Here is a 26,706-nt window from a genome sequence, read left to right on the forward strand (position 1 = left end):
TCCTTTGCCTGAGTTTCGACGTCAGCGGACGACCCGCGCGGCCAGAAGGCGCGCGATGTCCTGGTTGTCGTGTCCGAGCTCTGCGAGGAGCTCGGCTGTGTGCTCGCCCAGCGATGTCGGCGGCCGTTCCACGCGCCCGGGGGTGTCCGACAACTTGATGGGGATTCCGGGCACTTGGAGTGGACCGAGGGTGCTGTGCTCGATGTCGACCACCAGGTCGAGCGCACGGATCTGGGGATGTGCCACGGCCTCGTCGTAAGCCAGCACCGGGGCGCAGATGATGTTCTGCTCGCTGAGGAGTGTGACGACGTCGTCGCGGTCGCGGTCGGCGAACCACGGAGCCAGCGCCGCATCGAGCTCCTCACGATGGGCGAGCCGGCTCGCGGCCTCGGCGAATCGCTCGTCGTCGAGGAGCCGCTTGTCCACCACCTGCGCGAGCCGTGCGAAGTGACGGTCGTTGAAGGCCACCACGTGTACGGATCCGCCGTCCCGAGTCGGGTACGCGTTGTACGGGGCGTAGAAGGCGCTCGCGTTGCCGACGCGCGACGGCACGTGATCGGCCAGCAGATACTGGCCCAGCCACGGCGTCTGCAGGTGGAACAGTGAGCCCACCAGCGACACGGAACCGTCCTGTCCGGCTCCGGTGCGCTGCTTCGCCAGGAGCGCGACCAGGGCTGCGATGGCGATCAGGTAGCCGGCCGCGCTGTCCGCGATGGGTGGGCCCGCCTTGGTGGCTGGGCCGTCCACGTCGCCGGTGGCGTGCATGAGGCCGGTGAGCGACTGGGCCACGGGGTCCATCGCCGGCCTTCCGGCCAGCGGGCCGTTCTCGCCGTAGCCACTCACGTTGAGGCAGATCAAGTGCGGGTGACGCCGGCGGAGGGCGTCCGGACTCAGGCCGAACCGGTCACGCACGCCGGGCAGCATGTTCTCGATCAACACGTCCGCTCCCGCGCACAGTTCGTGGAAGAGCTCCCGCCCCTCCTCGGCGCGAAGGTCCAGTGCGATCGCCCGCTTGTTCCGGTTGACCCCGGAGTACACACCGCTCATGCCGTCGCGGCCTGGCCCGAAAGTTCGGGACTCGTCACCCGTGAGGGGCTCCACTTTCACGACGTCCGCGCCGAAGTCCGCCAGGATCGACGCGCCCAGCGGGCCCGCCACCATCGTGGCCGCGTCGATCACACGCGTCCCCAGCAAAGCCTTGGCCTGCGCCATCACGGGACCGCCTTTGTTCATTATCTCGAACTCGGATCAGCATTGTGGACGACTGTAGGTACGGGTCGTCCCTACGTCAAGAAGCCTGTGATCGAGTGGGCATTGGCGTTCCCGGACCGACCTGGCGATGTCCTGGGAACCCGGAAGACGTTCAAAAGACCGAGCCGCGGGTCCATCTCCCCAGCTCAGAAACGCGATCGGCGGACGGACGTCCATCGACCAAGTCGAAGGGCCCGCCCGCCGGTTCACCCCGCACGTGCGGCCGGGCATGACGGGGCGCTGGGGAACACGGCGATCAACGGGCTTGCGGCGGCGCGGTTCGACACGGCCTGGGCCGCGCATGGCAAAGCCCGGCACAGCCCCTCCCCCGGGCGCCGGCCCGAACAGGACCGAGTGAGTCATACAGCCGCCGTTCCCGGGGACCACCGCGGCTGGGCGAGTGGGAACTTGGGAGGAACAGGGGAACCCCGGGGTACGCGGTCAGGAGGTGGCGTCCGCCTTACCCGGGTCGTTCGGGTGCGACTCGAGAGCAGTGACGACCCCGGTCATCCACGGCCACAGCGGCAGCGTGTTGAGGACCTTGTCGTACAGTTCGGCCTCGTCAGCCGCGCGCCACAGGGCGATGCTGCGCAGCTCGCCCACCGGTCGCCAGAGCCGGACCAAGTGGCCGGCGGCGATGAGCTCCGCCGCCCGAACGGCCTCAGCGGCGCGACGGCGGTCGACCTCGGCCGGATCGGTTCCTTCAGGAATCGCGGTGGTGACCTCGACCAGAAACTCTTTCACAGGACAGCCTCTCTGTACTCCTCGGAGAATGGGGTGCCACAAGCTCGCTGTCGGACACTGCGGACAGCGACCGCCCGACCGCTCCTGCCACGCGCCTTTGGTGCCGCGGCACCAAAGGCGTGGCACTAAGCGGCAGCGGAAGTGGTGCGGAAGAAGTCCGCCGCGGTGAACGTGGCGGGGACGCCGAGTTCGGCGGCGACCGCGGTGATGCCGGCGGCGCCGACGGTGAGGTCGACCTGGCCGTCGGTGCTGAAGTGCGGGGCGATGAACTTCTCGTAGTGCGCTCGGGCTTCCGCTGCCGTGTGTCCGCCGAGGAAGGTCTGGAGGTACCTCAGGGTGATGTCGGGCTCGTTGCGGATCACTCGCAGGGCGCGTCGGTGGGCTCGTACGAGCGCCTGGACCGCGGGGTCGTCCGGGCGGGTGTACGTGGGGTCGACGGCCACGCCCACGGTGGGGATCTGGAAATGGTCACCGGCGAAAGCCAACACCTGCCAGCCGTTCTCGGCCGCGACCGCCTCCGGCGCCATGGTGTCGCCGACCACGGCTGCGTCGATCGTGCCGTCGCGCAGCCGGCGCAGGTCCATGCTGTAGTCGCCGGGCGAACGGACGATGGTGTGCACGTCGCGGTCCGGGTCGAGGCCGGCCTCGCGCAGGATGATGCGGGTGAAGCACCCGGGCCCGGTATGGGCGGGATGCACCGCCAGCCGTCGCCCGGCCAGATCCGCCAGGGAGTTCAGGCCCGAGCGGGCGAGGAACCAGAACTGCGGGCGTTGCGTGTTGACGTTCAGCGCCACCCAGGGGATGCCACCGACGAGTCGGGAGAGCAGTGTTCGCCCAAGCCCGATGACAGCGCCACGGCGCAGCCGTTCCGGATCCCAGACGGAGCCGTCCCGCAATGCGACGTGGACACCTTCGTCGGCGTAATGGTCCTGCTGGTCGGCGACGTACGCAACGAGTTCCTCGTGCGGGCCGCGCCCCACGTAGGCGAGATCGATGGTGTGCATGAACGCCCTTCTTCGATGGAGCTGGTTGGCCGGGGCCGTCCTGCCGCAGGCCGGACCACGACCGGTGCGGACGACTACGCGGGGGGCGAGAGCGTCGGCACCAGGCACGTCGTCACCGACCGCGCCCGCCGCGTGTGCGGATCGTCCGGTCCGTCCGTCATGGGGTGCCGCATCGCCGGCGCGGAGATGGGTGACACCCTCGAGCCCCAGATCCGGGCGAGGTAGTGAACAGGCTGTCCGGGACGCCCCCTCCAGGGGGCAACGGCCGAGGCAATCAGCGGAGCACACGAGTCGCCCCGGGCCACGGCAGGGCAAGCACTGCAGGGGGCGCGCATGACGCCGCGACCCATCGGCCCTCGGCTCACCGACCCGCGCAGCGGGCGCAGTTGACGCCTGGGCTCATCCCTCGCGGTCAGAGCTCGCGCGGCGACACAAAGATCAACGGCCCGTCACCGTGACGAGCCACCCTCTGCCGCGGGCCTACCCCGGACTGTCGCTGCGGACGCCCGGGAGGGCAGCCCCGTGTGGTGCATCGTCGATGGCGTGGCCCCCGGAGCGGATCGCCCCGTACAGCACCGTGTCGACGGTCGCCCGGAGAAGATCGGCCGCAGTCCAGTCGAGGTCGCGGGGCAACTGCGAGGTGAGCAGCCGTTCCAGCGCGCCGCAGATGATCGCACTCAGCAGTTCTGGCGGTGCGGGCAACAGCCCCTGCCGGTGGCCGTCCACGAGCAGTTCGTCGAGCCGGCGGTAGATCACCGCGTCCACCCGCTGCTCCACGTACTCGCGCAACATCGCATCACCTCGCCCCACGGCGAGTTGAGCCGCACCGAGCCTCTCCAGCTCACTGCCTGCCGCGATCAGGAACCGTTGTATGCCTACATCGAACGGTTGCCCCTCCGCATCCTCCGCGGCAGCGACCAACGTTCGTTCCACGGCGGCGAACTTCCGATCCAGGACCGCGGCCAGCAGGCTGCGCTTGTCCGGGAAGTGACGGTAGATCGTCTTCTTGCTCATCCCGAGCTCGCGAGCGAGGTCGTCCATGCTCACCCGCGGGCAACCCGGCGCGAAAAAGAGCCGGCCGGCGGCTTCCACGATGACGTCAGCACGCTGCGCGTCATCACTGGAAACGCCGGAAACTGTTTTAGTTTCCACGGTCCCGATCGTGACCCCCCGTTCCCGCGCTTGTCAAGACACCCGGATCAACTCGGCCGAAGGCCCGGTTCAACCGGTGGACTCCTCCGCACCGCCGGTGGGGTAGTCGGCCGGTACCTGTCCGCCGCTGCGGGCGGTGACGGCGCGAGCCGCGACCACCAGGTACTCCGCCAGCTCCTCGACATCCTGCGGCGTGAGATCCGCGCCGATACCAAGCAGGGTGATCACCAGGCAGGGGTATCCATCCCGGTCGAAGACCGGGAAACCCACGACGTTGAGTTCAGGACGGTACTCGCCGAAGACGGCACCGAAACCCTGAGCACGCAGTTCCTCACGGCTCGGCCCGTCGGGCCTCACGGCCTGCGCCGCGGAGTCGTCCCATGCGGCGATCAGCCGGCTGAGCAGCGGCGCGGTCCGGTCGAAGCGAGCCCCTATCCCGATCGTGATCTTGATGTCTTTGCGGCTCTCGATCTTGGCGATCGCGGTGAAGTGCCCGTCAGGCATCGGCTGGATCGCGAGGCACGCCAGCTGCGTCCGCTCGGCAAGCCGTTCCATGTACGGTCGCGCCTCGGTGACCGGCGTGGTGCGCGTCACCGCAGCGATGCCGTACTCCACCAGCAACGGCCCGAGATTGTAGCGTCGGGTCCCGCTGTCGTAGCTGATCAGGCCCTCGGTCGTCATCGTCCGGATCAGGTTCGACGCCGTGCTCTTGGCGAGCGAGCAGCTCTTGGCCAGCTCGGTGAGCGTCGCACCACCAACCTGTTGAGCCAGGGTGTCCAGCACACGGACCGTACGCGATACGGCCGGCACGAGAACTCCGCCGCCCTGCTCATCCACATCGTCGTCCGGCGCCGCGCCGTCTCGCTGGGAAAGCCCGTTCGCCACGTCTTCCTACCTTCCGGTCCGGTGTCCTACCCGACCGTAACGGCATCACGCACCAGCCTGACGAGGTGGAGCAGCGTGCTGCCGGGGTCACGGGCGACAGCCGCCAGCGTTTCACATGATCCGGTCCACGGACCGGCCTGCGCGCCTGTGCCCGTGGATCTGGAACCGCTCAGATCCACGGGCCGAGAGGCGGCTATCGGAAGGTGACGGACTTCTTCAGGAGCAGGTCGGCCGAGGAGGAGCCGGCCTCGACGGTGTACGTGCCCGAGGGGGTGACCCAGGCATCCTTGTGGGTGTCCCAGATCGACAGCGGGTGGTCGGAGGCAGTACGGGCGATGGTGACCTTGATCCTCTTGTGCTGTCCCGGACGCAGCTCGACCTGTCTGAAGGCGGCAAGTCGCTTGCCCGGCTCGCCTGCGGCCTTCGGGAGCGTCACGTAGACCTGGCCCGTGTCGGTTCCGGCACGCCGGCCGGTGTCGGTGACCTCGTAGCTGACCTCGATCCCCTGCTTCGTGGTCCTCACACTCAGGTCCCGGTAGGAGAAGGACGTGTACGACAGGCCGTAGCCGAAGGCGTACAGCGGCGTGATGTCCTTCTCCTCGTACCACTTGTAGCCGACCGCGAGGCCCTCGGTGTAGTTCACCTGTCGGATGCTGGTGTCACCGGTCGCAAGCCATGTCCCGCCATGGCCTGGCGGATCGGGCACGGATCTGCCGGACAAACTACTCCGACGAGGGCGGATACAAGGCCGGCATGAGCCTGCTGGGCTGCGAGACCCGCCCGACCGCAATCATGGCCGGCGCGGACGTCGCCGCGCTCGGTGTCTGGCGCGCCGCTCACGAACTGGGGCTGCGTGTGCCCGAGGACGTCTCTGTCGTCGGCTACAACAACACCGCGGTCGCCGACCTCGCCACCGTACAGCTCACCAGCGTCGACCAGGCCGGGCACAACATGGGGGCGAACGCCGCCCGGCTGCTGATCGAACGTGTCGAGGGTAAGCGGGACCGTGCCGTGCAGACCAGCATGACGCCGCGGCTCGTCATCCGCAGCAGCACTTCGGCCCCGCACCTGACCAACATGGCAGAGCGTCCGCAAGGCCGCCTCACGACGACCGGTGTCGCACGGGAGGCCGGTGTCTCCTTGGCATTGGTCTCCTACGCGCTCAACCAGCCGCGCATCGTGGCGCCGCCCACCCGTCAGTGCGTGGGTCGTTGACGCAAAAACTGTGGCCGGGCGGGGTTGAGTCCCAGGAGCAAGCTGGTGAGTCCGATGGCGACGACTACGCATGGCACACCTTCCCAACCACTCCCCCGCCGCCGGACAGTTTGTGTCATGACGCGGGGCGGACTCCGCTATGCCCGGGCGAGTTCGCGCACTGTTGCCATGTCGCTGAAGGGGATCAGTTCCTCACCGACGATCTGGTGCGGCTCGCTGCCTTTGCCGGCGATCAGGACGATGTCGTCCGGGCCGGCGGCGGACAGGGCGAAGGCGATCGCGTGACGGCGGTCCGCACACCGTTCGAACGGTGTGCCGGTGGCCATGAGACCTGGGGTGATCTGGTCCAGGATCGCCTCGGCGTCCTCGTTGCGGGGGTTGTCGGAGGTGAGGACGCACAGGTCGGAGTGGGTCCCGGCGATCTCGCCCATCTCGGCCCGCTTGGTGGTGTCACGGTCTCCGCCACAGCCGAAGACGGTGATGACACGGCCGGGAGCGAAGCCCCGGATGGTGGTCAGGACCTTGTCCAGGGAGTCCGGTGAGTGGGCGTAGTCCACGATCACCGATGTCCCGCGCGGGGTCTGAAAGCGTTCGAACCGGCCCGGAACCGGGGGCATCCGGTCGAGCGCGGCGACCAGACCGCCCAGGTCGTGCCCCAGGGCGTGGCAGGCCGCCACGGTGGCCAGCGCGTTGGCCACCGAGTACCGGCCCGGTACGGGAATCGCCGCCGGATACTTGCGGCCGTCGTGGTGCAGGGTGAACCGCGTGCCGGAAGCATCCACGACGAGGTCGGTGGCCCGGTAGTCCGCCTCCTCGGCGTCGAGGCCGTAGGTGGTGACCGCGCCGGGCATCATCGCCTGGATCCGGGCGCCCACCGGGTCGTCGGCGTTGACCACCGCGCGCCGGCACAAACCCTGGAACAGGCGAAGCTTGGCGTCCCGGTAGTTCTCCATCGTTCCATGATCGTCCAGGTGATCCTGCGTCAGATTGGTGAAGACCCCGACGTCGATGAACGCGCAGTCCACCCGGTGCGTCAGCAGGGCCATCGACGTGGCCTCCAGCACCACGCTGCCGGCCCCGCGGTCGCGCATGCAGCCAAGCAGGTACTGCAAGTCCGGCGACTCAGGCGTGGTCAGTACCGACCTCGGCATCAAGATCGGTTCGTCGCCGATCCGGCTGCCGGCCGTCCCGATGACCCCCACCGTCGCGCCCTCGGAGAGCCGCAACACCGACTCGACCATGTACGACACCGACGTCTTCCCGTTGGTACCGGTGATCGCCACCATGTCCATCCGCCGCCCCGGCTCGCCAAAATAGCGGGAGGCGACGACCGCGGCTGCCTTCCGGGTGTCCGGCACCCGCACGGCGCACACACCCGCCGCCACCATCGGAAGACGAGGTGCCGCGCCGTCGACGAGTACCGCCGCCGCGCCCCGTGCGAGGGCCGGTCCGACAGAGCCGGGACCGCCTTCGCGGTGCCCGGGCACCGCGATGAACAGCGAGCCCGGCGTCACCCGGTCGGCGTCGAAGGTCGTTCCCGCGGTGATCCATGTCGTCTCCGGGTCGCCCTGGAGAATGTGGTGGTCCTGCCCGGCCAGCAGTTCGCTCAGCTTCACGATGATTCCTTCGAAGGTGGCGCGGCCCGGTCGCGCGGCCGTCGCCAGGCGGCAGCACCGGCGGAGCGCCGGAAGCTGCGGTGATGACGTGGAGCAGTGGGCGGGAACATGCCCGATGACAGCCGGATGCGACGGCTCAGCCCGGCAGGCGACGCCCTACGGTGTTCTTGGAGGTGCAGCGAGCCAGGTCAGGGGCTGTGAGAATCGCTAGCCGTGGCCGTGCAACGCGCTGCGGCCGGTCTGCGGCGCCTGGACGTCGGCTGCGGTCGCCAGGCCGACGGCCGGCAGACCCGAAGTGGCCGGACACAACGCACCGGTGGCCTGCTGCAGGCACTCCCTCACGGCACGTGTACGACCCATAGGCCGAGTGTACGTTCACTTGGGCGGCTTGAAACCCGCCTCCGAGGAACCGCCGGGCCAGTGGCCCGGTCGCCACCATCTGACAGCCGTGGCCGCACCGCGGCACCGAGTGCGCACTGATGCAGCGCCCGGACCGCACGTTCGCCTTCGACGAGTTCGGGGCCGTCGGCCGTCCGTCCGACCGTCGGCGCGCGTCCGTCCGTCCGGACCCCGTTCCTCACGAGTGCCGGCGCGAACAGCCCGCCACCAGCGCGGCACGGTCGGATGCTCGCCCGCCTTCAGCGGCCGTTGTGAGGCGTGGTCTGCAGGAAGAGCGAAATGAGTTCCGCCTTCTCGTGCCACGGGTTGGTCAGGCGATGAGGTGTGGTTGCGGGGAACGTGAGGGTGTCGCCCGGAGCAAGCGCGTGACGCTCGGTCCCGACCTCGATGATGAGGCGACCGGAGACGAGGTAGTTGAACTCGTGGCCGACGTGGCGCACGAACTCGTCGTTCGGCGGTGACGACGCACCAGGTTCGTACGTGAGGAGGAGGCAGTTTGCCCCCGGGAGGGAGGCGCCGCTGAGTACCCGGAAGGACTCTCCGCCGTTCAGGCTGACGGTCCGTTGGACCTCGCGGGGCAGGAACTCAACGGCGTGGCTCAGGTGGGCGGCCAAGCCGTCCGCCTCGGGACTTGCGTGGTTCGGAACCGACGAAGGGGTGCCTGTGCCGTTGGGCTGCGCCGGCACACCGGTGGAGAGTTCGGCCAGGGTGACGCCCAGGTGCTGAGCGAGCTCGTAAGCGGTCTTGGCGCTCGCGCGGGTCTTGCCGGTCTCGATCTGCGAGAGTGCGCTCGCGCTGATGCCTGCACGTCGGGCGAGTTCTCGCAGGGACATGCCCTGCGCCTTGCGTGCTGCGCGGATGTTGTGCCCCAGATCGGTGACCGGGCTCTCGGTGGTCGGGAACGATCGGTCTGTCATGTCGGGAACCCTAGCGCGCCACTTAACGCTTTGGCGACAGCCCTACGCCTACCTCGCGGAACAGTGTTAAGCAGTGTTCAGTGAAAGGGCTTGACGCGTCCGGCGGGCAAGTTGTTAGCTACCGCCATCGGAATCGGAAATGAGCTTCCGTAGGGCGGAATCTCCGCCCCCTGGTGTCCCCGCACGGGGAAGGGAGCCGGCATGACCCAGTTACACCAGCGCCGCTGAACGGCAGGACCCTGAGCCGCCCAGCTCGTTCTCATGCCGACGTGCCGACGTAGCGCACGGTGCACAGCGCGCAGACGGGCCAAGAAAAGCCCTGGCAAGGTCGGATGTGCCGGAAGGGCTCACCCTCGCATCCGCACCCGGTGGGAACCGATCCTGTTCACGAACGGCCCGTGCCTGGCGACCCGTTGACCCCCATTACCTGATGGGACTACGAGTCGACGGCTCTCGCTGACATCTCGCAGGTGCTTTCGTCCACACCTCATGCCTCTTTCGAGCCGACGCGCTTCGTACCCGCGGTCACACCGCGGTCGAACCGTTCGTTCTCGCGGCGGGTCACCGAACGGCCGATCGGCTTTCCCCTACCTCGGAGGGATCGGCCTCCTTCCCTCCGGGGTGCACACACCAACCGCCGACAGGCGTACCCGACGGTCATCCATGACCGCACACAGTCCTAGGGAGTTGCCATGACCGGTAACGCCGGGTTTGCTCATTCCTCTGACACCTCCAGCAGTATCGATAGCAGTTCGGTGGCCGCGGACGCGGGGCACGACTACACCGACAGCGTCGTACCGCTGGCCGAGCGGCGCTCCAACTTCCGCATGTTCCTGACATTCCTCTCCATGCAGGCGACCTTCGGAGCCGTGTACGTCGGCTACACCGCGCGCTTCGAGGGACTGTCGTTCACCCAGTTGATGATCGCCATGGCCATCGCGACGGTGGCGATGTCGCTGTACTGCCTCGGCTCGGCGAACGCCGGCGCCGCGGCCGGTCAGACGACCTCGGTCATGACGCGCGGCATCTTCGGACGTCTGGGCAGCCGACTCGTCTCCGTACTGCTGGTGATCAACGGCATGGGCTTCTACATCTTCACCGTGCTGTTCGTGATGTCACTGCTCGGCGGACTGTTCACGGTACCGGCCGTCAAGGCGGTGACCGTCGGGCTGGCCTTCGTCATGATCACCAACACGTACTTCGGCTTCGACGGCGTCCAGCGATTCGCCCAGTACGTCGCCGTGCCGGTGGTGATGATCTGGGGCCTCTACGCGACGATCCGCGGGCTGGCGACCGTCTCGAGCACAGACCTGCACTCACAGCTCCACGTATCGGGGCCCTCCTCGATCCTCTTCGTGACGGGCGCGATGGTGGGCCTGTCCACCTGGGGCAACGAGGCGGACGTCTTCCGGTACGCGAAGACCCGTCCGCAGTGGAACCTACCGACGATCATCGTCTCGTATGCGGTCGGATCGTTCATGTTCCCCATCATGGGATACGTCGTGGCGGTGCTCGCCAACCAAGCCGACTTCGGGCCGAGCATCAAGTACTTCGTGAACTTCTCGCTGTTCGGGTTGGTGGCCCTCGGATTCATCTTCTTCATCGTGAACCAGGCCGCAGTCAACGACGGCAACCTCTACATCGCGGTCAACGGCGTCCAGAACCTGACGTCCGAACTGCCCCGATGGCACCGCAAATACACGGTCCTGGTGCTCGGCGCCATAGCCGCCGGCCTGACCTTGATCCTGCCGAGCCTCCAGCAGACGTTCAACATCGTCACCGGCATCGGTGCCGTGACGGTGCCGACCGCGAGCACGGTCATGGCGATCGACATTTTCCTCCTGCCGCGTCTGTTCGGCCTCCGCCGACCGATGGACCGCGTGACGCACTGGAAGGACGCCGCAGCGGCCAACTGGCCCGGCGTGGCCGCAGTGATCGCGGGCACGGTCGTCGGCACGATCACCGCCGGCTTGATCCCCGGAACGGACGGGTTCCAGAAGACGTACATCGGCTTCCCGGCCCTGCAGGCGTGGCTCACCGGTGCGGTCGTCTACGTCATCGGGGTGGCCCTGGTCCACACGCGGTCGAACGCCACGGCGCTGCTCGGCTTCCCGCGGTTCGCGCCGGAACCCGCGGAAGCGCCGGAGGGCGGCAACGTGGCCGCGGCTGAACTGGCGCCCGAGCTCTCCTGACCCGGTTCCACCGAGACGCACACCAGATACATACAAGGAGCCGGGATGGAAAGAGTGGACACCGTCGTCCGCGCCCACCGCGTGATGACGTCCGAAGGTGAACGAGCCGCCTGCATCGGCATCCTGAACGGGCGGATCCAGTACGTGGAGGCCATTGACGCCGTCGCTCCGGCCCGGGAAGAAGTCCACGTCGAAGCCGACGTGGTGGTCATCCCCGGCCTGGTCGACACCCATGTTCACCTTCAGGACCCGGGACAGTCCGCCTGGGAGGGCTTCGATTCCGGCACCCGGGCAGCGGCAGCGGGCGGCGTCACCACCGTGGTCGACATGCCGCTCGACAGTCTCCCGGTGACCGTCGACGTGTCGGCCCTCGAGATCAAACGGAAGGCGGCCCGCGGTCGTAGTCATGTCGACGTCGGCTTCTGGGCCGGCGTCACCCCCTCAAACATCCCCCGGCTGGGAGAATTGCACCGCGCGGGAGTACTCGCCTTCAAGTGCTTCCTCGCCAACACCGGCCTTCCCGAGTTCCCGCCCGTCACCGTTGACGAGCTGAAGGCGGCGCTGGCCGAGCTCAAGGGGTTCGACGGCGTCCTCGCGGTCCACGCCGAGGACGCCGACGAAATTGCCGCGATCTCGGTGCCTTCAGGGCGCTCGTACCAGGACTTCCTGGCAGCACACCCTCCGCGTATCGAGGACCTGGCGGTGAGCGCGGTGATCGAGGCGACTCGCGTCACCGGTGGGCGCAGCCACATCGTCCATGTCTCCAGCGCGCGGGCCGCCGACCTCATTCATGCGGCCCGGGTCGAGGGGCTCGCCATCTCCGCCGAGACCTGCCCGCACTACCTGACCCTCACCTCGGTGGAGGTGCCGGACGGCGACACCTCCTTCAAGGTGTGTCCGCCGATCCGGGACGGCGCCAACGCCGACGAACTGTGGGCCGCCCTGCGCGGCGGATCCATCGGGATGATCGTCTCGGACCACTCACCCTGCGCCCTCGAGCACAAGGGTTTGGACCAGGGAGACTTCGCCGCGGCGTTCGGCGGCATCTCGTCCCTGCAGATCGGACTGCCCGCCGTATGGACCGAGGCACGCCGCCGCGGCCACTCGCTCGAGGATGTCGCCGACTGGATGGCCCGGCGGCCGGCCGAGTTCATCGGCCTTCAGCAGAAGGGCGCGATCGCGCCGGGGTACGACGCCGACCTGTGCTTCCTGGCGCCCGACGAGCAGTTCGCCGTCGAGCCGTCGGCCCTGCACCACCGTCAGCCGATCACCCCCTACGCCGGACGGGAACTGTTCGGCGTGGTGAGGCAGACCTGGCTGCGGGGCCGGCGCATCGACTTCTCCCGTCCCCGGGGGCAACTGTTGACGTCGTCCGGCGTCACCCCCTAGCCGGTGTCCACCCGCCGGACCATCGACCGTGAAGGAACGTCTGATGCGCATTCTGGTCATCAACCCGAACACCACCGAAGCCATGACCCAGGCGATCGCCAAGACCGCCCAAGAGTTCGCCTCGCCCGGAACCGAGGTCGTCCCGCTCACTCCGCTCTTCGGGGCTGACGGCATCGACTCCAATTTCGAAAGCCTCCTTTCCGCCGTCGCCGTCATGGACCGCGTCGCCACCTACGACCAGCCCTTTGACGCGGTGGTCATGGCCGGTTTCGGCGAGCACGGACGCGAAGGGCTCCAGGAGATCACCGACGTCCCCATCATCGACATCGCCGAGGCATCGGCCCACGTCGCGCTGCTGATCGGCCGTCGCTACTCCGTGGTCACCACCCTCGACCGCTCGATCGGAGCGATCGAGGACCGCCTCCTGACCGCCGGACTCGCCGACCGCTGTGCCTCGGTCCGCTCGGTCGGCATGGGCACTCTGGAGTTCGACCAGAATCCGGAGGCCGGGATGGCCGCGATCGTCGAGGAGGCGCGCCGAGCCGTCGAGGACGACCGGGCCGAGGTCATCTGCCTCGGCTGCGGCGGCATGGCCGGACTCGACCAAGCGATCACCGCAGCCCTCGGCGTGCCGGTCGTCGACCCGGTCGCCGCGGGCATTCGCCTGGCCGAGGCTCTGGTGGGCCTCGGGCTGGGCACCAGCAAGGTCTGCACCTACGCGCCGCTCGAAGCGAAGACGATCCTCGGCTGGCCGCTGTCCAAGCACCTGACGCTCTGAAACGCCCACCCCCGCCAAAGCGCCCGGCGCGCCCCATCGGGCCGGCCCGGCCGGCCGACCCGCGTCCCGCTCCTCCCCGTCAGCCGAGCCGACGCCCGAAGGCCATTACCCGAGCAGACTCCTGCGCGACCATTCGACCTGTGGAGGTTGTCCATCATGTCCACCGCCCGCCCGTCCTCGACGGACCTCGCCTCGCGCCTTCTCGGCGGCAGCGTCATCGCGGCAAGCGACGAGTCCTTCGGCGACAAGGAGAACCTGCTCGTACCGGGCGCCGCCGACTTCACCCCCGGCAACTACGGCCACAAGGGCGAGATCGTCGACGGATGGGAGACCCGCCGCAGGCGCACTCCCGGACACGACTGGGCCCTGATCCGCCTCGGAACACCCGGAGTGATCCACTCCATCGACGTCGACACCAGTTTCTTCACCGGCAACTACCCGCCGGAGTGCCGTATCGAAGCTTGCGGTGTGGAGGGCTACCCCTCGCCGGAAGAACTCGCGGCACCCGACGTCGCCTGGAAGGAAATCGTTCCACTCTCTCCGCTCAAGGGTGACTCCCACAACGAGTTCACCGTCACGGCGCAGACCCGCTTCACCCACCTCAGGCTGTCGATCTACCCCGACGGCGGCGTGGCCCGCCTGCGGGTCCACGGCGAGGCCGTCGCCGACCCCCGCCGCTTCGACGGTCTCACCCCCGACCTCGCCGCCCGCGAACTCGGCGGCGTCGTCGAGGCCAGCAGCGACACCTTCTACTCATCGGCCGAAGTCCTCAACCAGCCCGGACTCGCCCGGCACATGGGCGACGGCTGGGAGACACAGCGCCGTCGTGGCCCGGGGAACGACTGGGCGGTCATCCGGCTGGCCGCTCCCGGGCGTCTGCGACAGATCGAGGTCGACACCTCCTACTACAAGTTCAACGCATCCAACGAGTGCGCTCTGTACGGGGCCAACGCCGGGACGACGCCGGAGCCGGAATCGCCGGTCTGGTTCCCCGTGATGCCCAGGACCAGGCTCCAGCCCGACACCAGGCACTACTTCGACATCGCCGACACCGAGGAGGTCACGCACCTGCGCTTCGACGTGTTCCCCGACGGAGGAATCTCCCGTCTGCGCGTCCTCGGTTCGGTCGAGGCCGCGGCACGGCGTGCGCTCGCCCTGCGATGGTTCAACTCCCTTCCGGCGGGCCAGGCGCAGGCCGTCCTCACCGCAGCGGGGACGGCCGCGGACGCTTCGGCCGCGATCACCGACAGGCGGCCGCTCGGCGAGGGCGACGCGGCCCTCGCCGAGATCTCCACTCTGTTCGGCGCCTGAATCCTCCACGGCGGCCGCACGCATGCCGGACCGCCGATCCGCGGGGAATTGCCGTAGGACGATGCCGATCTCGAATCCAAGAAGACAGCAGTGCTGCCGCCAGGGCCGACCGGGAAGTCCCCGGTGCCAGGTGACAACACCGCCGTGTGGTGCGGACGAAGCCGGCAGCGACATGAGGTGAAGACTCCGGAGCCAGATCGAGGGGACCGAGCCCGGGCGGCACCGCCGACGCGGTCGGCAGGTCCAGTGGCTTCGGCTTCGGCTTCGGCTTCGGCTTCGGCTTCGGCTTCGAGCTCCCGGTGCGCTCCCGGTGTCTTCCAGGAAACCGCTGGTCACGTTGGCGCGGAGGGCACGGTCACTCCCGGTACTGGCGGTACCTCCCTGCCTGGCAGGGAGGTACCGCGCCGAATGCCGTCACCCGCCCCGGCCTGCGCCTGCTGCGCCGGTTCGGGGGCCTGTAGCCGGCGTGGCGGGTCTACCGTGGTTGGCGGTGACCGTAACCGCACCGCCGTCGGACCTGCTCTGGGTACGGCCCGTTGATCTTCCGGCTTCGCGGTGGTGAACAGGACCGGGGTGGGCGTCCGTTGTCATAGCGTCGCGTTTCTCAGCGCCGTCGTAGTCCACGGGTGTCCATCAGGACATGCCGGAACCCTCGCGCCGATCCGCTGCGCCACTGTCTGGCGCCGAGTTTGTGAAACTGGTCGTCCGTCACCCTGTGCAGACAACATTCGGCCGACCTGTTCAGCGAGGCCGACCTCGGCGGCAAGTGCAAGTGCGCTTGCGACTGCGCGCCTTGGATCGACGATTCCGTGGGTGGCCTGGCCTTCCCGAGCCCGAGGACGCCGGTGTACAGCAATGAGCCGGGCAGCAGCGGATCCAGCGGATGTGCCCACCGGCGCGTGCCCCGCGAACACGCGACGCTGCAGGCGGTCCCCTGACGGCTCGCGGGGCTCAGTCCTGTACCGGCCCCTCCGCGACGGCGTCCAACTGCTCCTTCGACCATGAGAGGCCGCCGGCTCGCAGGTCCTCGACCACCGCGCGCGCCCAATCCAGCTCCGCGGCCGTCACCGCCCGCAGGTACTCGGTCTCCAGGCGGGTGACGCGCGGCAGTCCCCGCTCCGCCTCCGCCGCCAGGGCCGTTTGCAGGCCGTCGAGTTGCTCCGCGAGGGCGTCGGCCCGCCGTTGCAGCAGGTCCGCCACCTCTCCGGGCGTGAGCAGCAGCAGATTCGAGAGGGCGGCCGGGAACTCCGGGAACTCCTGCTTGGGGGCGGAGAGCATCTCGTCCAACCAGGCGCGGGCGGTGTCGCGCCCTGCGTCGGTGACTTCGTAGACGGTCCGCTCGGGGTACTGCTGATCGCGCCCGGTCTCGCGGACCGCGATCAGCCCCTCCCCGTTGAGTCGCTCGATCGTGCGGTAGAGGCTCGCTCGCTGCCTGACGTTGACGACCTGCTCCTTGCCCCAGTCCTTGACCAGCCGCTGGATGCCGTACGGGTGCAGCGGCTTGTAGTGCAGCAGGGCCAGGACGGTCAGGGCGAGGGGGGAGCTGCGGGGAGCGGAGTTGGCCATGGACTCGATATTAGCCCCAGGAAGACTAGTTGACGCGAAACTAGTTTCAGTGCAACTATCGAAGCATCGCCACCCCACCCCGGAAGGAACCACCGAGATGTCCCTCACCGAGCGCATCCACTCCGACCACGGCCTCGTCAAACACCTCGGCAACTGGACGGAGGCCGACCAGTTCGAGATCAAGGCACGCCATGGCGCGGCCGTCCTCGACCTCCGCTCCCCCAACCTCCCCGACGACATCGAGATCCACCTCGACATGGACCGAGCCATGGTCAAACTGCTCGTCGACGACGACACCGCCATCGACCACTGGAACCTGGAATGGACCGCCCGCGGCAAGATCAAGGGCTCTCCGCATCCGTCCACCCGCGGTACGGCGGCCGGCCGCCGTGTCCGTCTGTCCGGCTCCGTGACGAACAGCGAGATCCGCGTCCAGCGCGGCGGCATCGCGATTCTCTCCGCGATGTTCTCCCGTGCTTACGTCCAGGATCTGCGCCGCGCATACAAGAGCGGCGACGTGACGACGATCGACGACCCGGCCAGGGGGCACCAGTCATGACGGGCATCGGCAAAGTCCGCACCGCGCTCGTCATCGGCGGCGGCATCGCGGGTCCGGTCGCCGCGATGGCCCTTCGCCAGGCAGGTATCGAGGCCACCGTCCACGAGGCGTACGACTCCACGGCCGATGGGGCCGGAGGCGGCATGACCATCGCCCCGAACGGACAGGACGCCCTCGCCGCGATCGGCGCGGGCGACCTCGTCCGCGCCATCGGCACACCGGTCACCGCCATGGGGCTACGGAGCTGGACGGGCAAGCACCTCGCTCAGTTCGCCCCGCCCTCCCGCCTCCCGTCCCTGCAGTTCGTCTGGCGCGCCGACCTCTACCGCGCGCTCTACGACGAGGCCAAGCGCCGCTCCGTCCCCATCCACCACGGCAAACGGCTGACCGGCACGACGGACACCGCCTCCGGCATTACGGCGCACTTCGCGGACGGTACGCACGCGAGTGCCGATGTCCTCGTCGGCGCCGACGGCATCCGCTCCACGGTCCGCTCGCTGATCGACCCGGCCGCAGCAGAGCCGAACTACGCCGGCCTGGTCTGCTTCGGAGCGCGGATGCACCAGTCGGAGATGCCCTCCACCGACGGCATCATGTACATGTGCTTCGGCAAGCGCGCGTTCTTCGGCTACCAGGTCTTCGACGACTCCTCGGCGGTGTGGTTCGTGAACCTGCCCCACCGCGCCCCGATGACAGTCACCGAGGCTCAGGCGGTCGGCGCGAAGGAGTGGAAGCGCACCCTGCTGAACGCCTTCGCCGACGATCGAACGCCGGCCCTCGAGATGATCAGCCACACCCCTGTCGGCCAGTTCCTCATCACCGGCCCGATGGAGAACATGCCGAACGTCGCGACCTGGACCCGCGGCCGCACGGTCCTCATCGGCGATGCCGCCCACGCCGCCTCGTCCAGCTCCGGGCAAGGCGCCTCCATCGCCGCCGAAAGCGCCGTCGAACTGGCACGCTGCCTGAGGGACCTGCCCTACAACCAGGCCTTTGCCGCGTACGAACAACTGCGCCGCTCCCGCGTCGATCGCATCATCAAGCTCGGCGCCCGCACGAACAGCAACAAGACCGCGGGCCCGGTCGGCCGCGTACTGCGCGACCTCGTGATGCCGACGACAATGAAGTTGATCAACCCGGAAAAGATGGCTTGGCAGTTCGACCACCACATCGACTGGGCGTCGAAGGCAGTCCCCCTCACGTGAACTCCAGCCCGTCCTCGGCCACGACGCCGAAACGGGCTGGTGCCCACACGGATGGGTCTCCTGGCCCACATCGGGCGCACCGCTCCAGTGACCCGGGCAGTGACCGCGCAGCAGCCGTACGCCCCTCCCCCTGCGACGTGGCTTGAGCACGCCCGTGGCTACGCTGCCGAACACGCCGCAACGGCCCCTCCACCCGCCCACAAGGGCAGGCCGCTGATGCAGCGGCCCGGTCTGCCAGTCCGGCGGCCCGGCCGACCGTCCTCCTACCGCCGCCAGGAGCCCGCCATGTCTCGCTCGACCGTCACGGCCTGCCAGTTCCTCCTCCGTGGTCGCCCCGGGTGCGAAATGTGCGGCGGTAGGCGTCCGGGGGAACGCCGAGCGTGCGATTGAAGTGCCGACGCAAAGTGGTCGCGGTGCCCATGCCGGTGGCGGTCGCGATGGCGTCGATGCTCTCCTCCGTCTCCTCCAGAAGTTCCTGGGCGAGACGGATCCGTTGGGCGAGCAGCCACTGGAGAGGGGTGGTACCCGTCGCGGCACGGAAGTGGCGGCCCAGGTGCCGAGAACTCATCCGAGCCTGGCGGGCGAGGTCCTCCACGGTCAATGGCTGATCGAGCCGTTCGATCGTCCAGGGCAGCAGTTTGGTGAGGGGGTGGTCGTCCTGGTCGGGTATGGGTGCGGTGACGAACTGGGCTTGGCCACCGGAGCGGTGTGGGGGGACGACCAGGCGGCGGGCGGTGGTGTTGGCGACGGCGGAGCCGTGGTCGAGACGGACGAGATGCAGGCACAGATCGAGTGCTGCGGCCTTCCCTGCGGAGGTGAGCACGTCGCCGTTGTCCACATAGAGGACGTCAGGGTCGACCTCGACCTCGGGGTAACGGGCGGCCAGGGCGTCGGTGTGCGCCCAATGCGTGGTGGCACGCTTCCCGTTGAGGATGCCCGCAGCAGCCAGGACGAACGCGCCCGTACACAGGGAGACCATGCGAGCGCCCGCCTCGCGGGCGGCCCGCACCGCCTCGATGAGGTCCGCGGGTGGGTCCACGTCGGTGTCCGCCCAGCCCGGGACGATCACCGTGTCGGCGAACTGGAGATGATGAAGGCCACGTCCGGGATCCAGGCTGAAGGGGCCGAAGGACACGGTGCCGGTCCCGCAGACAGTGAGGTCGTACCAGGGGACGGCGACGGCGGCCGGCGCGGAACCGAAGACCTCGTAGGCAACGGACAGTTCGAAGTGCAGCATCCCGTCGGTGACGGCCAGCGCGACAGATCTCATGTCCGAAAGTGTATGGACCATGTCGTTCCAGCCGCTCACGATTGACGACTCGATCAGGGCAGGATGCTCGCAGCCAGGCGATTGGTCGCTTCGAACACAGGAGAAAGTCATGACAACGGGTCAGGCCGTCACGGTGTACGGCGCATACGGGCACACCGGCAAGTTCGTGGTGGCACACCTGCTGGAGCGCGGATTCGTCCCCATCCTGTCCGGGCGCGACACCGACAAGCTCAACGTGCTGGCGAAGGCGTATCCCGACCTCGATGTGCGTCCGGCATCCGTAACCGATCCGGATTCGCTCGATGACGCGCTGACCGGTGCAGTAGCGGTAGTCAACTGCGCGGGCCCCTTCGCCACCACCTCCGCCCCGGTCATCGAGGCGGCCCTGCGGGCCGGGATCCCCTACGTGGATGTGGCGGCCGAGATCGAGGCCAACGCCGACACATTCACGAACTTCGCGGACCGGGCCCGCGATGCCGGCACGGTGATCGTCCCCGCGATGGCCTTCTACGGCGGCCTCGGCGACCTGCTCGTCACCGCCGCGATGGGCGACTGGACCAAGGCCGACGAGGCGCACATCGCCTACGGGCTCAACAGCTGGGAGCCCACTGAGGGGACGCGGGTTGCGGGCAAGGTCTCCGCCGAGCGGCGTGGCGGCCGCCGGGTGCGCTTCACGAACGGGCAGTTGGAGTACCACACCGACGAACTGCCCACCGTGCAATGGCCTTTCCCCGACCCGATGGGGCCGCAGGCCGTCGTCGCCGAGTTCACGATGGCCGACGTCGTCACCATCCCGAGCCATCTGTCCATCCCCGAGATCCGCACCTACATGACGACGGCGGCGGCGACCGGTGTCGCGGCCCCGGCCACACCAACCCCCACCGGCGTTGATAGGGACGGACGCTCAGCGCAGACCTTCCTCGTCGACGTCGTCGTACGCTCCGGCGACACCGAACGGCGCGCTGTGGCCGGCGGTCAGGACATCTATGCCGTCACCGCCCCCCTCGCCGTCGAAGCCGTCCACCGCATCCTGACCGGACAGACACGCACGAGCGGCGTGGCCTCCGCCGGCCAACTCTTCGCAGCACACGACTTCCTGGACGCGCTCTCCCCGCACATCACCGTCGAACTGCACTGACGTCAGCAGCGAGGGGGTGGGCCTTCGTAAGCCGCTTCCCGGCCGAGGATGCCGAGCGGTGTGAGCATGCGGCGTCTACTACAGTGGCGAGCGGACCGTGACTGGCGCTGAGGTGGAGCACCACCGGGGAGCGGCCTGACGAGATGTCGATGCCGTGCGCCTGGGCGAGTGGTCAGCAACGCCTGGAGGCGACGATGTCCCCGACTCAGACGGCTCAGCTCATGGACGGCACCGGCCTAGCCGGACGCATGGTCGAAGAAGCCGCTGCCGAGGCGGCGAGGATCTCACAGCGCACGGGGATCAGTCCCTGTCTGGCGACGGTGCTGGTCGGAGAGGACCCCGCTTCGGTCACGTATGTCCGTATGAAACAGGCGCGATGCGCGAAGGCTGGTATCCGGTCTCGGCACATCACTCTGCCCGCGGCCACCACGACTGCCGAACTGATCGCCACCCTCGCCGGCTTGTCCAACGATCCGGAAGTGCACGGCATCCTGCTCCAACATCCTTGCGGTCCGCACATCGACGAGCGAGCGGCGTTCGAAGCGATCGCCCCGGAGAAGGATGTCGACGGGGTCACGACGCACTCCTTCGCCGCGATGAGCTTCGCGCTGCCGGGCTACGTCTCCTGCACTCCGGGCGGAATCATGCGGCTGCTGAAGGAGTACGACGTCGGCCTCGCCGGCAAGCACGCCGTCGTGGTAGGTCGCAGCGCGATTCTCGGCAAACCCGTCGGGATGCTCCTGCTCGCCCAGGATGCGACGGTGACCTACTGCCACTCCCGCACGGCTGACCTGTCAGTGATGGTCCGGGAAGCGGACATTGTCGTAGCGGCCGTGGGACGGCCTCGATTGATCCGGGGTGAGGACATCAAGCCGGGCGCGGTGGTGATCGACGCCGGCTACAACCCGGGCAACGTCGGCGACGTCGACTTCGACACCGCCCTCACCCGCGCCCGTCTGATCACCCCGGTGCCCGGCGGAGTTGGGCCGATGACCATCGCCGTCCTGCTCGCACAGACCGTGGAAGCCGCCGCGATCCAGCTAGGAATTCAGGAACACTGACCTCCGGACCAGCAGCCCGTGCGGCTGGCTGATCGCTATCTGGCTTCCGGGGGCACGCTGAGCGATGACCCGGCCGCTCACCTGTACTGGCGCATCCTGGATGCGCTCGCGTTCGCCCCGGATGCCGAGAGGGTCGCGGCGCCCTGGCGGGAACTGGGACGCGACGACCTGGCTTCGGCCCTGCTCACAAGCAGGCTGGAGGACTACCTCGAAGAGCTGTTCCGCCGCTTCGGCTGATCGCTCCGCCTGAGCTCGCCCGAGCAGCAAACGGTCAGCTGGAGGATCCTGTCTTTCTCGTCCAGCTGTCGGCGCGGGGTCCTTTGCGGGTGAGCCACCGGGTCATGAGTGTGACGAGTGCCCAGGTCAGATGGGCTTCACTGTGCTGCGAGAGCCATTCGTAGTCCCACGCGTCGCGGCGGGCACGCTTGGTCCAGCCGATTGTCCGCTCGACACGCCGACGGCGCGGGCTGCACGACGCCGACTCCACCCTCCCGAGTGCCGGGCCCGCCAGCACCCCAGCCCAAACAGCCACCCCTGCGGGCCGGGGTGCGCACCTGGGGTGGCCCGCAGGGTGGAGGGGCAAGTCAGCCCAGCGGGGGAGCGAGGTGCGCCCGGGGGTTGATGCGGAGCGGTGAGCGCGCGCCGGACGATGGCCCCGGCGGAGGGAGACCTGGTGGAGGGAGACCCGGTGGAGCGTTGGGATCGGATCGGGCGTGCGGCGGCATACGGGGCGGCGGCGGCCCTCGTGCCGTATCTGCTGATCAAGGTGACGTGGGTGGTCGGATCGTTGCTGCGGCTGCTGCCGATCGGGCGGGGGTTCAGTCTGGGCGAGTGGCTGGTGCTCAACACCGTCACGATCGGCATGGCTTCGGCCGGGATCGCGCTGGGGCTGGCGCTGGTGCGGCCGTGGGGCATGCGGATCCCCGGCTGGCTGGTGGGGTTCCTCGCCTGGGTCGGCTCAGGGTTCTTGGTGTCGATCTTGCCGTTCGTGCTCGTCAGCGCGTTTGTGAGCTCGGGGACGGACAGTTCGGGAGGGTCGGGGAACTCGGGAGGGGACGCGGCGATGCCGGGCTGGGAAGCGGCGCTGCTCCAGTGCAGCTTCGTGGGAACCGGGATCGCGCTGGCCATCGCGCTCCCCACCTATCTGCGGCGGCGCTGGCCCCACGCGCTGCGCCGGTCGGAGCGAACCGACCCCCGCACTTCCGCGGGACCGCTGTGGCCTGTTGTGACCAGCGCCGTGACCGGCTTGGTCTGGCTCTACTGGGCAGCCGGCGGCCCCGTGGGCATCGCGCACCGCGATGAGCGGCCGGCCGGCTGGCATGTGCTGGTCGGCGTCAGCGCGTGCTGGGCTCTCGCCGCCTCCGCCGCGATCCTGGCTCTCATCCGACGTCGGCCGAATCGGCTGCCGTATCCGCTCCTGCTTGCGCTGGCGTGGCTCGGGTCGGGCTCGATGTTCGCGTGGAGCGGCTGGAGGCTGCCGGCCACCGTGTACGTGACGCTGTCGCACCCGAGTGACGTCAACTACCCGGAGAGCGCCGTGGTCGCCGTGGCACTGCACGTCACGGCCGTGCTGACAGGGGCGGAGATCATGCGGCTGCTGGTACGCGGTGACCGCAGGCAGGTGCGCGTCCCCGACAACGCCCAGCAGTCCGCCGAGCGAGCGGACCGCCGCCTGTGAACCCGGCCGTTGAGGAAAACCGTTCACCAGGAGCACCCCGATGCTGCCCTGGCAAGAACTCTGGCCGGCGTAGCAGGCCTGTTCGTTGGAGGGCAGGTTGGTGCTGTGACGGTCCGGTGCGACCACCCGGCTTCCCCAAGCTCGCGCGACACGACGCACGCAGACGTCGGGCGTCCTCGTCGTGATCCCGGTCGTCGACGAGCGGCCGCAGCGCGGGGCGCAGGGCCGGGTTCCGGTCGCGCGGCAAGGCGAGGCGGGCCGGGTCTCACCCCCTCCCCCGTCGCCCCGCATACGCACCTGTCGGCGCCGGCATCGCGTCGGCCGGCGCCGGCCGCTCCGCCCCGGTCACCACGCCGGCGGGTGCAGGGCCAGGATCTGCAGGGTGCAGGGGGTGTGGACGTCGTTCAGGGTGTACGTGTAGCCGCGGGGGAGGTAGAGGACCTCGCCTACGCGTAGGCGGAGTTCCAGGGTGTGTTGTGGTCGGGGGGACGACTGTGTGGGGTGGGTCGGTTCGACGCGGCCGCCGCAGCTTCCGTGGACCGGGAGGAGGACCAGGTCGGTCTCCGTGGTGGTGTCGGTGTGCCGGGCGCCCAGGGCGAGGGCGACGGACGAGCTGACGACCGTGCAGCCGAGGAGGGTGCCCAGACGTGTCGTCAGTTCCGTCGCCTCGGGGCGCACTTCGAGTGAGGGCGGCGGCGTGCCGAGGGGTGGGGTCTCGCGGGCTGCGGCCACCACCGCCTCGATGCCCTCCGGCCAGACGAGGGCGGGTGTCCTGTCCCGGTTGACGGACAGGCACAGGGCCACATCCCTGACGAAGAGGTCCAGGCCGGCTCTGCCCGTGACCGAGGTCGATTCGAAGTCCACGTCGTGCTCCCGCTCCCGTTGGCGCAGACCCTCCGGCGTGCCGCGACGCACGTGAGGCCGCCGACCGCGCCGTCGCCCGCGGGTGGGACACGTGCGCGGCGTCGAGCCGGACCGGTGCCCACATGCGGTGTCGTTCGTGCGCGGAGGGCCCGTCCTTCGTGCACGGAACATCCGGGAAGGACAGATCTGCTGTTCTTCCGCCACATGGCCGCAGGGATGGGCGGCGTCGTCGGACCGGTCCTCGTCCCTGCGGTTTGCAGGAACTCTCTCGGACCGGGCCGGTGGTGCGGCAGTCCCGGGATCACGGTACCGCAGGGGCCACGGCCCGTCGCGGCCCCTTCCGCCGGACCTGCGTACGCCGGTGCGGGGCCGCTCAGCCGGGAGTGGGCACGCCCTCCGTGTCGTCGTCGAGGAGTCCGGCCCGTGCCGCCAACACCCCGGCCTGGAAGCGGCTTTCGGCGCCGAGCGTCTCCATGATGTCGGCGATGTGCTTGCGCGCGGTGCGCAGGGACATGCCGATGCGGCGAGCGATCGTCTCGTCCTTCAGCCCGGCCGCGAGCAGCCGGGCGATGGTGCGGTCGATGTCCTTGGCGACGAGTTCGAGTCCGTCGGTCGCGGCGTCGGAGAACGGCGCGGCCTGCATCCACGCCTGCTCGAAGACCTCGCAGAGGTAACTCACGACCGACGGTTCCCTGATGACCACCGCGCCCCAGGTGCCGCCGCGTTCGGGGATGAAGGCGACCTTGCGGTCGAAGACGATCAGGCGGCCGAACAGTTCGTGCGCGGTGCGGTACTCGGCGCCGAGGGAGGACACCATGGAGACGTAGGCCTGGCTGGGGCCGTTGAAGCGTGCGGTGTGGTGGTAGAGCGTGCGCATGCGGACGCCCCGGCCGAGCATGGCGCTGTCGCGGGCGAGCGCCTCCTGGAGCACCTCGGGAACGCGGTTGCCGCCGGGCTGACTGGTGAGCATCTCCTCGGCGCACTCCTCGGAGGCGCGGTTGAGGGCCGCCCTGACCTCCTCCAGGCGGGGAATGACCTCGAGGCCGACGGACCCGCGGCTGATGCTGTCCAGGTAGTGGCCGCGCAGGTCGGCGAACTGGTCGCGGATGCGGTGCAGTTCGGCCTGCTGGGTGCGGATCTCCGCTTCCATCGTGGTCGTCACCACGGCGGCCACCAGGTCCGGGTCGACCGGTCGCAGCCGGCTCGGGTCGTCCGGGTCGGCCTTCATGAGGCCCAGTTCGGTGAGGGAGACGATGGCGGCGTCGACCTCGTCGCGGCCGAGGCCCAGTTCCCGTGCGGCCCGGTCGGGGTCCATCCGCTCGTTCCTGGCGACCCATCTATAGAGGGCGATTTCCCTTTCGTTCGGTCGCACGGGCGGTTCGAATGCCCTACTTTCGTCCGCTATGAACACTTCGTCCCCTGTTCGTTTTGCTGCGAGGCAGCTTGGTGAGCACCGTGATCGGTAGTCAGGACCACGTACGGCACGAGAGTCTTGGGGCAACGGAGAAACCGCCGCAACGGAATCCCCGAATCCGTCCAGAATTCAAATACAGGAGTGCCCAGAATGAAGTCCTTCCGCGCCGCCACCATTGCCCTCGCCGCCGCGTCCATCGCTTTCGGCGGAGTTATCGGGACCGCCCAGGCCTCGTCGGCGACACCGGCCCGCACCGCGGCCACGGCATCGGTAGCCACGGACGGCAACACGGACGGCGACAGCGGCTGGGGCGGCCGCGTCATCAACGACCCCACCACCACCGCCACGACCGAACGGCTCACGGCCGGCAACCACACGGCCGCCTGAACCTCCCCGCACGCGTGACCCGGCGGGCCCGAGACGGCCCCCGGGAGCAAGAGCGAGGACCCTGCGAGCGCGCCTGGAACGGGTAATAACCGCTGCTCCACGCGCCGTTCGCGGTCCGGGCGTCCGGTCAGCACTGCGGCCGCGCCCCCACCGTGTCGATATCCGAACACACGCTTCAGACTAGCCCGTGCGACCGACGCCCTGCTCGACGGCGCGCGGAGGGCACACAGGTGCGGCCTGACCGGCGATTCAGCAGCCGGGGCCGCCGCGTGACGGCGACCGAACCGGCTCCACCCTCCCTGGAGCACCGGGGAGCCCGCCCCATGGCCCTCACCCCCCATGAAAGGCACACGCGTGAGTCCGTTCGCCGTCGAAATCCTGGAACTCCTCAGCGACCGCGAGCTCGAAGTTCTGGGCTACCTCGCCGAGGGTCACACCTATTCCTCCATCGCGCGGAGAATGAATCTCAGCCCGCACACGGTGGACACTTATCTGCGCAGAATCCGGGGAAAGGCGGGAGTCAGCAATCGCGCGCATCTGATGGTTCTAGCGCTTCAGGTCTCGCGTCGGCACGACTTCGGCATGACGCAGGTGTGAACTCCGTCCGAACGACGGCGGAGGGGGCCGGGGGGGGGGGCCCCCCCCCCCCCCCCCCCCCCCCCGGGGGGGCCCCCCCCCCCCCCCCCCCCCCCCCCCCCCCCCCCCCCCACC

General features: G+C 69.0%; 25 protein-coding genes, 1 pseudogene and 1 riboswitch. Of the genes and pseudogenes, 13 read left to right on the forward strand and 13 right to left on the reverse strand.

Annotation, left to right across the window (positions count from 1 at the left end; all coding sequences use genetic code 11):
- Positions 1-21: 21 nt before the first annotated feature.
- From ACIRQH_RS04160 to ACIRQH_RS04185, 6 genes are all read right to left on the reverse strand, one after another.
- Positions 22-1,212 carry a CaiB/BaiF CoA transferase family protein gene (locus ACIRQH_RS04160; RefSeq protein WP_388877215.1) on the reverse strand — a complete coding sequence of 397 codons (1,191 nt, stop codon included), beginning with the start codon at positions 1,210-1,212 and terminating at the stop codon, positions 22-24.
- 480 nt (positions 1,213-1,692) lie between these two features.
- Complete coding sequence (locus ACIRQH_RS04165; RefSeq protein WP_358817352.1) at positions 1,693-1,995, reverse strand: muconolactone Delta-isomerase family protein; 303 nt, start codon at positions 1,993-1,995, stop codon at positions 1,693-1,695.
- A gap of 125 nt (positions 1,996-2,120) precedes the next feature.
- The gene (locus ACIRQH_RS04170) at positions 2,121-2,999 is read right to left on the reverse strand and encodes an ABC transporter substrate-binding protein (protein WP_358817353.1); all 879 of its coding nucleotides are present in this window, start codon (positions 2,997-2,999) and stop codon (positions 2,121-2,123) included.
- A gap of 480 nt (positions 3,000-3,479) precedes the next feature.
- Complete coding sequence (locus ACIRQH_RS04175) at positions 3,480-4,151, reverse strand: TetR/AcrR family transcriptional regulator (RefSeq protein WP_388877224.1); 672 nt, start codon at positions 4,149-4,151, stop codon at positions 3,480-3,482.
- A gap of 69 nt (positions 4,152-4,220) precedes the next feature.
- Entirely contained in the window at positions 4,221-5,036 is an 816-nt protein-coding gene (locus tag ACIRQH_RS04180) for an IclR family transcriptional regulator (RefSeq protein WP_388877226.1), read from the reverse strand.
- Between the two features lie 193 nt (positions 5,037-5,229).
- The gene (locus ACIRQH_RS04185; RefSeq protein ID WP_404224122.1) at positions 5,230-5,679 is read right to left on the reverse strand and encodes a fibronectin type III-like domain-contianing protein; all 450 of its coding nucleotides are present in this window, start codon (positions 5,677-5,679) and stop codon (positions 5,230-5,232) included.
- A 32-nt stretch (positions 5,680-5,711) separates the two neighbouring features.
- Here ACIRQH_RS04185 and ACIRQH_RS04190 point away from each other — a divergent pair, with 32 nt between their 5' ends.
- Positions 5,712-6,251, forward strand: a complete 540-nt coding sequence (locus ACIRQH_RS04190; protein WP_404224124.1) for a substrate-binding domain-containing protein — start codon at positions 5,712-5,714, stop codon at positions 6,249-6,251.
- A 137-nt stretch (positions 6,252-6,388) separates the two neighbouring features.
- Here the strand turns inward: ACIRQH_RS04190 and ACIRQH_RS04195 are convergent, their stop codons facing one another.
- The 3 genes from ACIRQH_RS04195 to ACIRQH_RS04205 form a co-directional block, all read right to left on the reverse strand.
- Positions 6,389-7,867: a UDP-N-acetylmuramoyl-L-alanyl-D-glutamate--2,6-diaminopimelate ligase gene (locus ACIRQH_RS04195; RefSeq protein ID WP_388877235.1), complete on the reverse strand. Its 1,479-nt coding sequence runs from the start codon at positions 7,865-7,867 to the stop codon at positions 6,389-6,391.
- A gap of 207 nt (positions 7,868-8,074) precedes the next feature.
- Complete coding sequence (locus tag ACIRQH_RS04200; RefSeq protein ID WP_388877238.1) at positions 8,075-8,227, reverse strand: hypothetical protein; 153 nt, start codon at positions 8,225-8,227, stop codon at positions 8,075-8,077.
- Between the two features lie 278 nt (positions 8,228-8,505).
- Positions 8,506-9,183 carry a helix-turn-helix domain-containing protein gene (locus tag ACIRQH_RS04205; RefSeq protein ID WP_404224127.1) on the reverse strand — a complete coding sequence of 226 codons (678 nt, stop codon included), beginning with the start codon at positions 9,181-9,183 and terminating at the stop codon, positions 8,506-8,508.
- Positions 9,184-9,938: 755 nt separating this feature from the next.
- Between ACIRQH_RS04205 and ACIRQH_RS04210 the strand changes: the two genes are divergently transcribed.
- The 4 genes from ACIRQH_RS04210 (at position 9,939) to alc (ending at position 14,853) form a co-directional block, all read left to right on the forward strand.
- Complete coding sequence (locus tag ACIRQH_RS04210) at positions 9,939-11,375, forward strand: hypothetical protein (RefSeq protein WP_404224129.1); 1,437 nt, start codon at positions 9,939-9,941, stop codon at positions 11,373-11,375.
- A 45-nt stretch (positions 11,376-11,420) separates the two neighbouring features.
- Positions 11,421-12,764 carry an allantoinase AllB gene (gene allB / locus ACIRQH_RS04215; RefSeq protein ID WP_404224131.1) on the forward strand — a complete coding sequence of 448 codons (1,344 nt, stop codon included), beginning with the start codon at positions 11,421-11,423 and terminating at the stop codon, positions 12,762-12,764.
- Between the two features lie 43 nt (positions 12,765-12,807).
- A complete protein-coding gene (locus tag ACIRQH_RS04220; RefSeq protein WP_388877251.1) occupies positions 12,808-13,542 on the forward strand; it encodes an aspartate/glutamate racemase family protein in 735 nt (244 codons plus the stop codon).
- A gap of 156 nt (positions 13,543-13,698) precedes the next feature.
- Complete coding sequence (alc, locus tag ACIRQH_RS04225; protein ID WP_388931391.1) at positions 13,699-14,853, forward strand: allantoicase; 1,155 nt, start codon at positions 13,699-13,701, stop codon at positions 14,851-14,853.
- Between the two features lie 951 nt (positions 14,854-15,804).
- Here alc and ACIRQH_RS04230 read toward each other — a convergent pair.
- Positions 15,805-16,419, reverse strand: coding sequence for a PadR family transcriptional regulator (locus ACIRQH_RS04230; protein ID WP_404224134.1), 615 nt, complete (start codon positions 16,417-16,419; stop codon positions 15,805-15,807).
- Positions 16,420-16,516: 97 nt separating this feature from the next.
- On the opposite strand from ACIRQH_RS04230, the gene ACIRQH_RS04235 reads away from it, so the two are divergent.
- Together ACIRQH_RS04235 and ACIRQH_RS04240 are read left to right on the forward strand one after the other, a co-directional pair.
- Entirely contained in the window at positions 16,517-16,978 is a 462-nt protein-coding gene (locus ACIRQH_RS04235) for a hypothetical protein (protein WP_388931396.1), read from the forward strand.
- On the forward strand, positions 16,975-18,183 hold the full coding sequence (locus tag ACIRQH_RS04240; RefSeq protein ID WP_388931399.1) for an FAD-dependent oxidoreductase: 1,209 nt from the start codon (positions 16,975-16,977) through the stop codon (positions 18,181-18,183). The genes ACIRQH_RS04235 and ACIRQH_RS04240 overlap by 4 nt, the downstream gene beginning before the upstream one ends.
- A 301-nt stretch (positions 18,184-18,484) precedes the next feature.
- Here the strand turns inward: ACIRQH_RS04240 and ACIRQH_RS04245 are convergent, their stop codons facing one another.
- On the reverse strand, positions 18,485-19,453 hold the full coding sequence (locus ACIRQH_RS04245; protein ID WP_404224137.1) for a helix-turn-helix domain-containing protein: 969 nt from the start codon (positions 19,451-19,453) through the stop codon (positions 18,485-18,487).
- 109 nt (positions 19,454-19,562) lie between these two features.
- On the opposite strand from ACIRQH_RS04245, the gene ACIRQH_RS04250 reads away from it, so the two are divergent.
- From ACIRQH_RS04250 to ACIRQH_RS04265, 4 genes and pseudogenes are all read left to right on the forward strand, one after another.
- The gene (locus ACIRQH_RS04250) at positions 19,563-20,591 is read left to right on the forward strand and encodes a saccharopine dehydrogenase family protein (protein WP_404224139.1); all 1,029 of its coding nucleotides are present in this window, start codon (positions 19,563-19,565) and stop codon (positions 20,589-20,591) included.
- 87 nt (positions 20,592-20,678) lie between these two features.
- Positions 20,679-20,764, forward strand: a riboswitch (ZMP/ZTP riboswitch).
- 21 nt (positions 20,765-20,785) lie between these two features.
- Positions 20,786-21,652, forward strand: coding sequence for a bifunctional 5,10-methylenetetrahydrofolate dehydrogenase/5,10-methenyltetrahydrofolate cyclohydrolase (locus tag ACIRQH_RS04255; protein WP_404224141.1), 867 nt, complete (start codon positions 20,786-20,788; stop codon positions 21,650-21,652).
- Between the two features lie 18 nt (positions 21,653-21,670).
- A pseudogene (locus tag ACIRQH_RS04260) lies at positions 21,671-21,889 on the forward strand (aminoglycoside phosphotransferase family protein); the annotation flags it as partial.
- A 451-nt stretch (positions 21,890-22,340) separates the two neighbouring features.
- Positions 22,341-23,330, forward strand: a complete 990-nt coding sequence (locus ACIRQH_RS04265) for a hypothetical protein (protein ID WP_388931406.1) — start codon at positions 22,341-22,343, stop codon at positions 23,328-23,330.
- Positions 23,331-23,675: 345 nt separating this feature from the next.
- Here the strand turns inward: ACIRQH_RS04265 and ACIRQH_RS04270 are convergent, their stop codons facing one another.
- Both ACIRQH_RS04270 and ACIRQH_RS04275 read right to left on the reverse strand, forming a co-directional pair.
- The gene (locus ACIRQH_RS04270; protein WP_358822558.1) at positions 23,676-24,194 is read right to left on the reverse strand and encodes a hypothetical protein; all 519 of its coding nucleotides are present in this window, start codon (positions 24,192-24,194) and stop codon (positions 23,676-23,678) included.
- A 373-nt stretch (positions 24,195-24,567) separates the two neighbouring features.
- Positions 24,568-25,509, reverse strand: a complete 942-nt coding sequence (locus tag ACIRQH_RS04275) for a LuxR C-terminal-related transcriptional regulator (protein WP_388877277.1) — start codon at positions 25,507-25,509, stop codon at positions 24,568-24,570.
- A gap of 249 nt (positions 25,510-25,758) precedes the next feature.
- Between ACIRQH_RS04275 and ACIRQH_RS04280 the strand changes: the two genes are divergently transcribed.
- The gene (locus tag ACIRQH_RS04280) at positions 25,759-25,995 is read left to right on the forward strand and encodes a hypothetical protein (protein WP_404224144.1); all 237 of its coding nucleotides are present in this window, start codon (positions 25,759-25,761) and stop codon (positions 25,993-25,995) included.
- 354 nt (positions 25,996-26,349) lie between these two features.
- Positions 26,350-26,592, forward strand: coding sequence for a response regulator transcription factor (locus tag ACIRQH_RS04285; protein ID WP_241539850.1), 243 nt, complete (start codon positions 26,350-26,352; stop codon positions 26,590-26,592).
- Positions 26,593-26,706 lie beyond the last annotated feature (114 nt).

The organism is Streptomyces sp. NPDC102279 (genome assembly GCF_044766365.1).
In the GTDB taxonomy this organism is placed as follows: domain Bacteria; phylum Actinomycetota; class Actinomycetes; order Streptomycetales; family Streptomycetaceae; genus Streptomyces.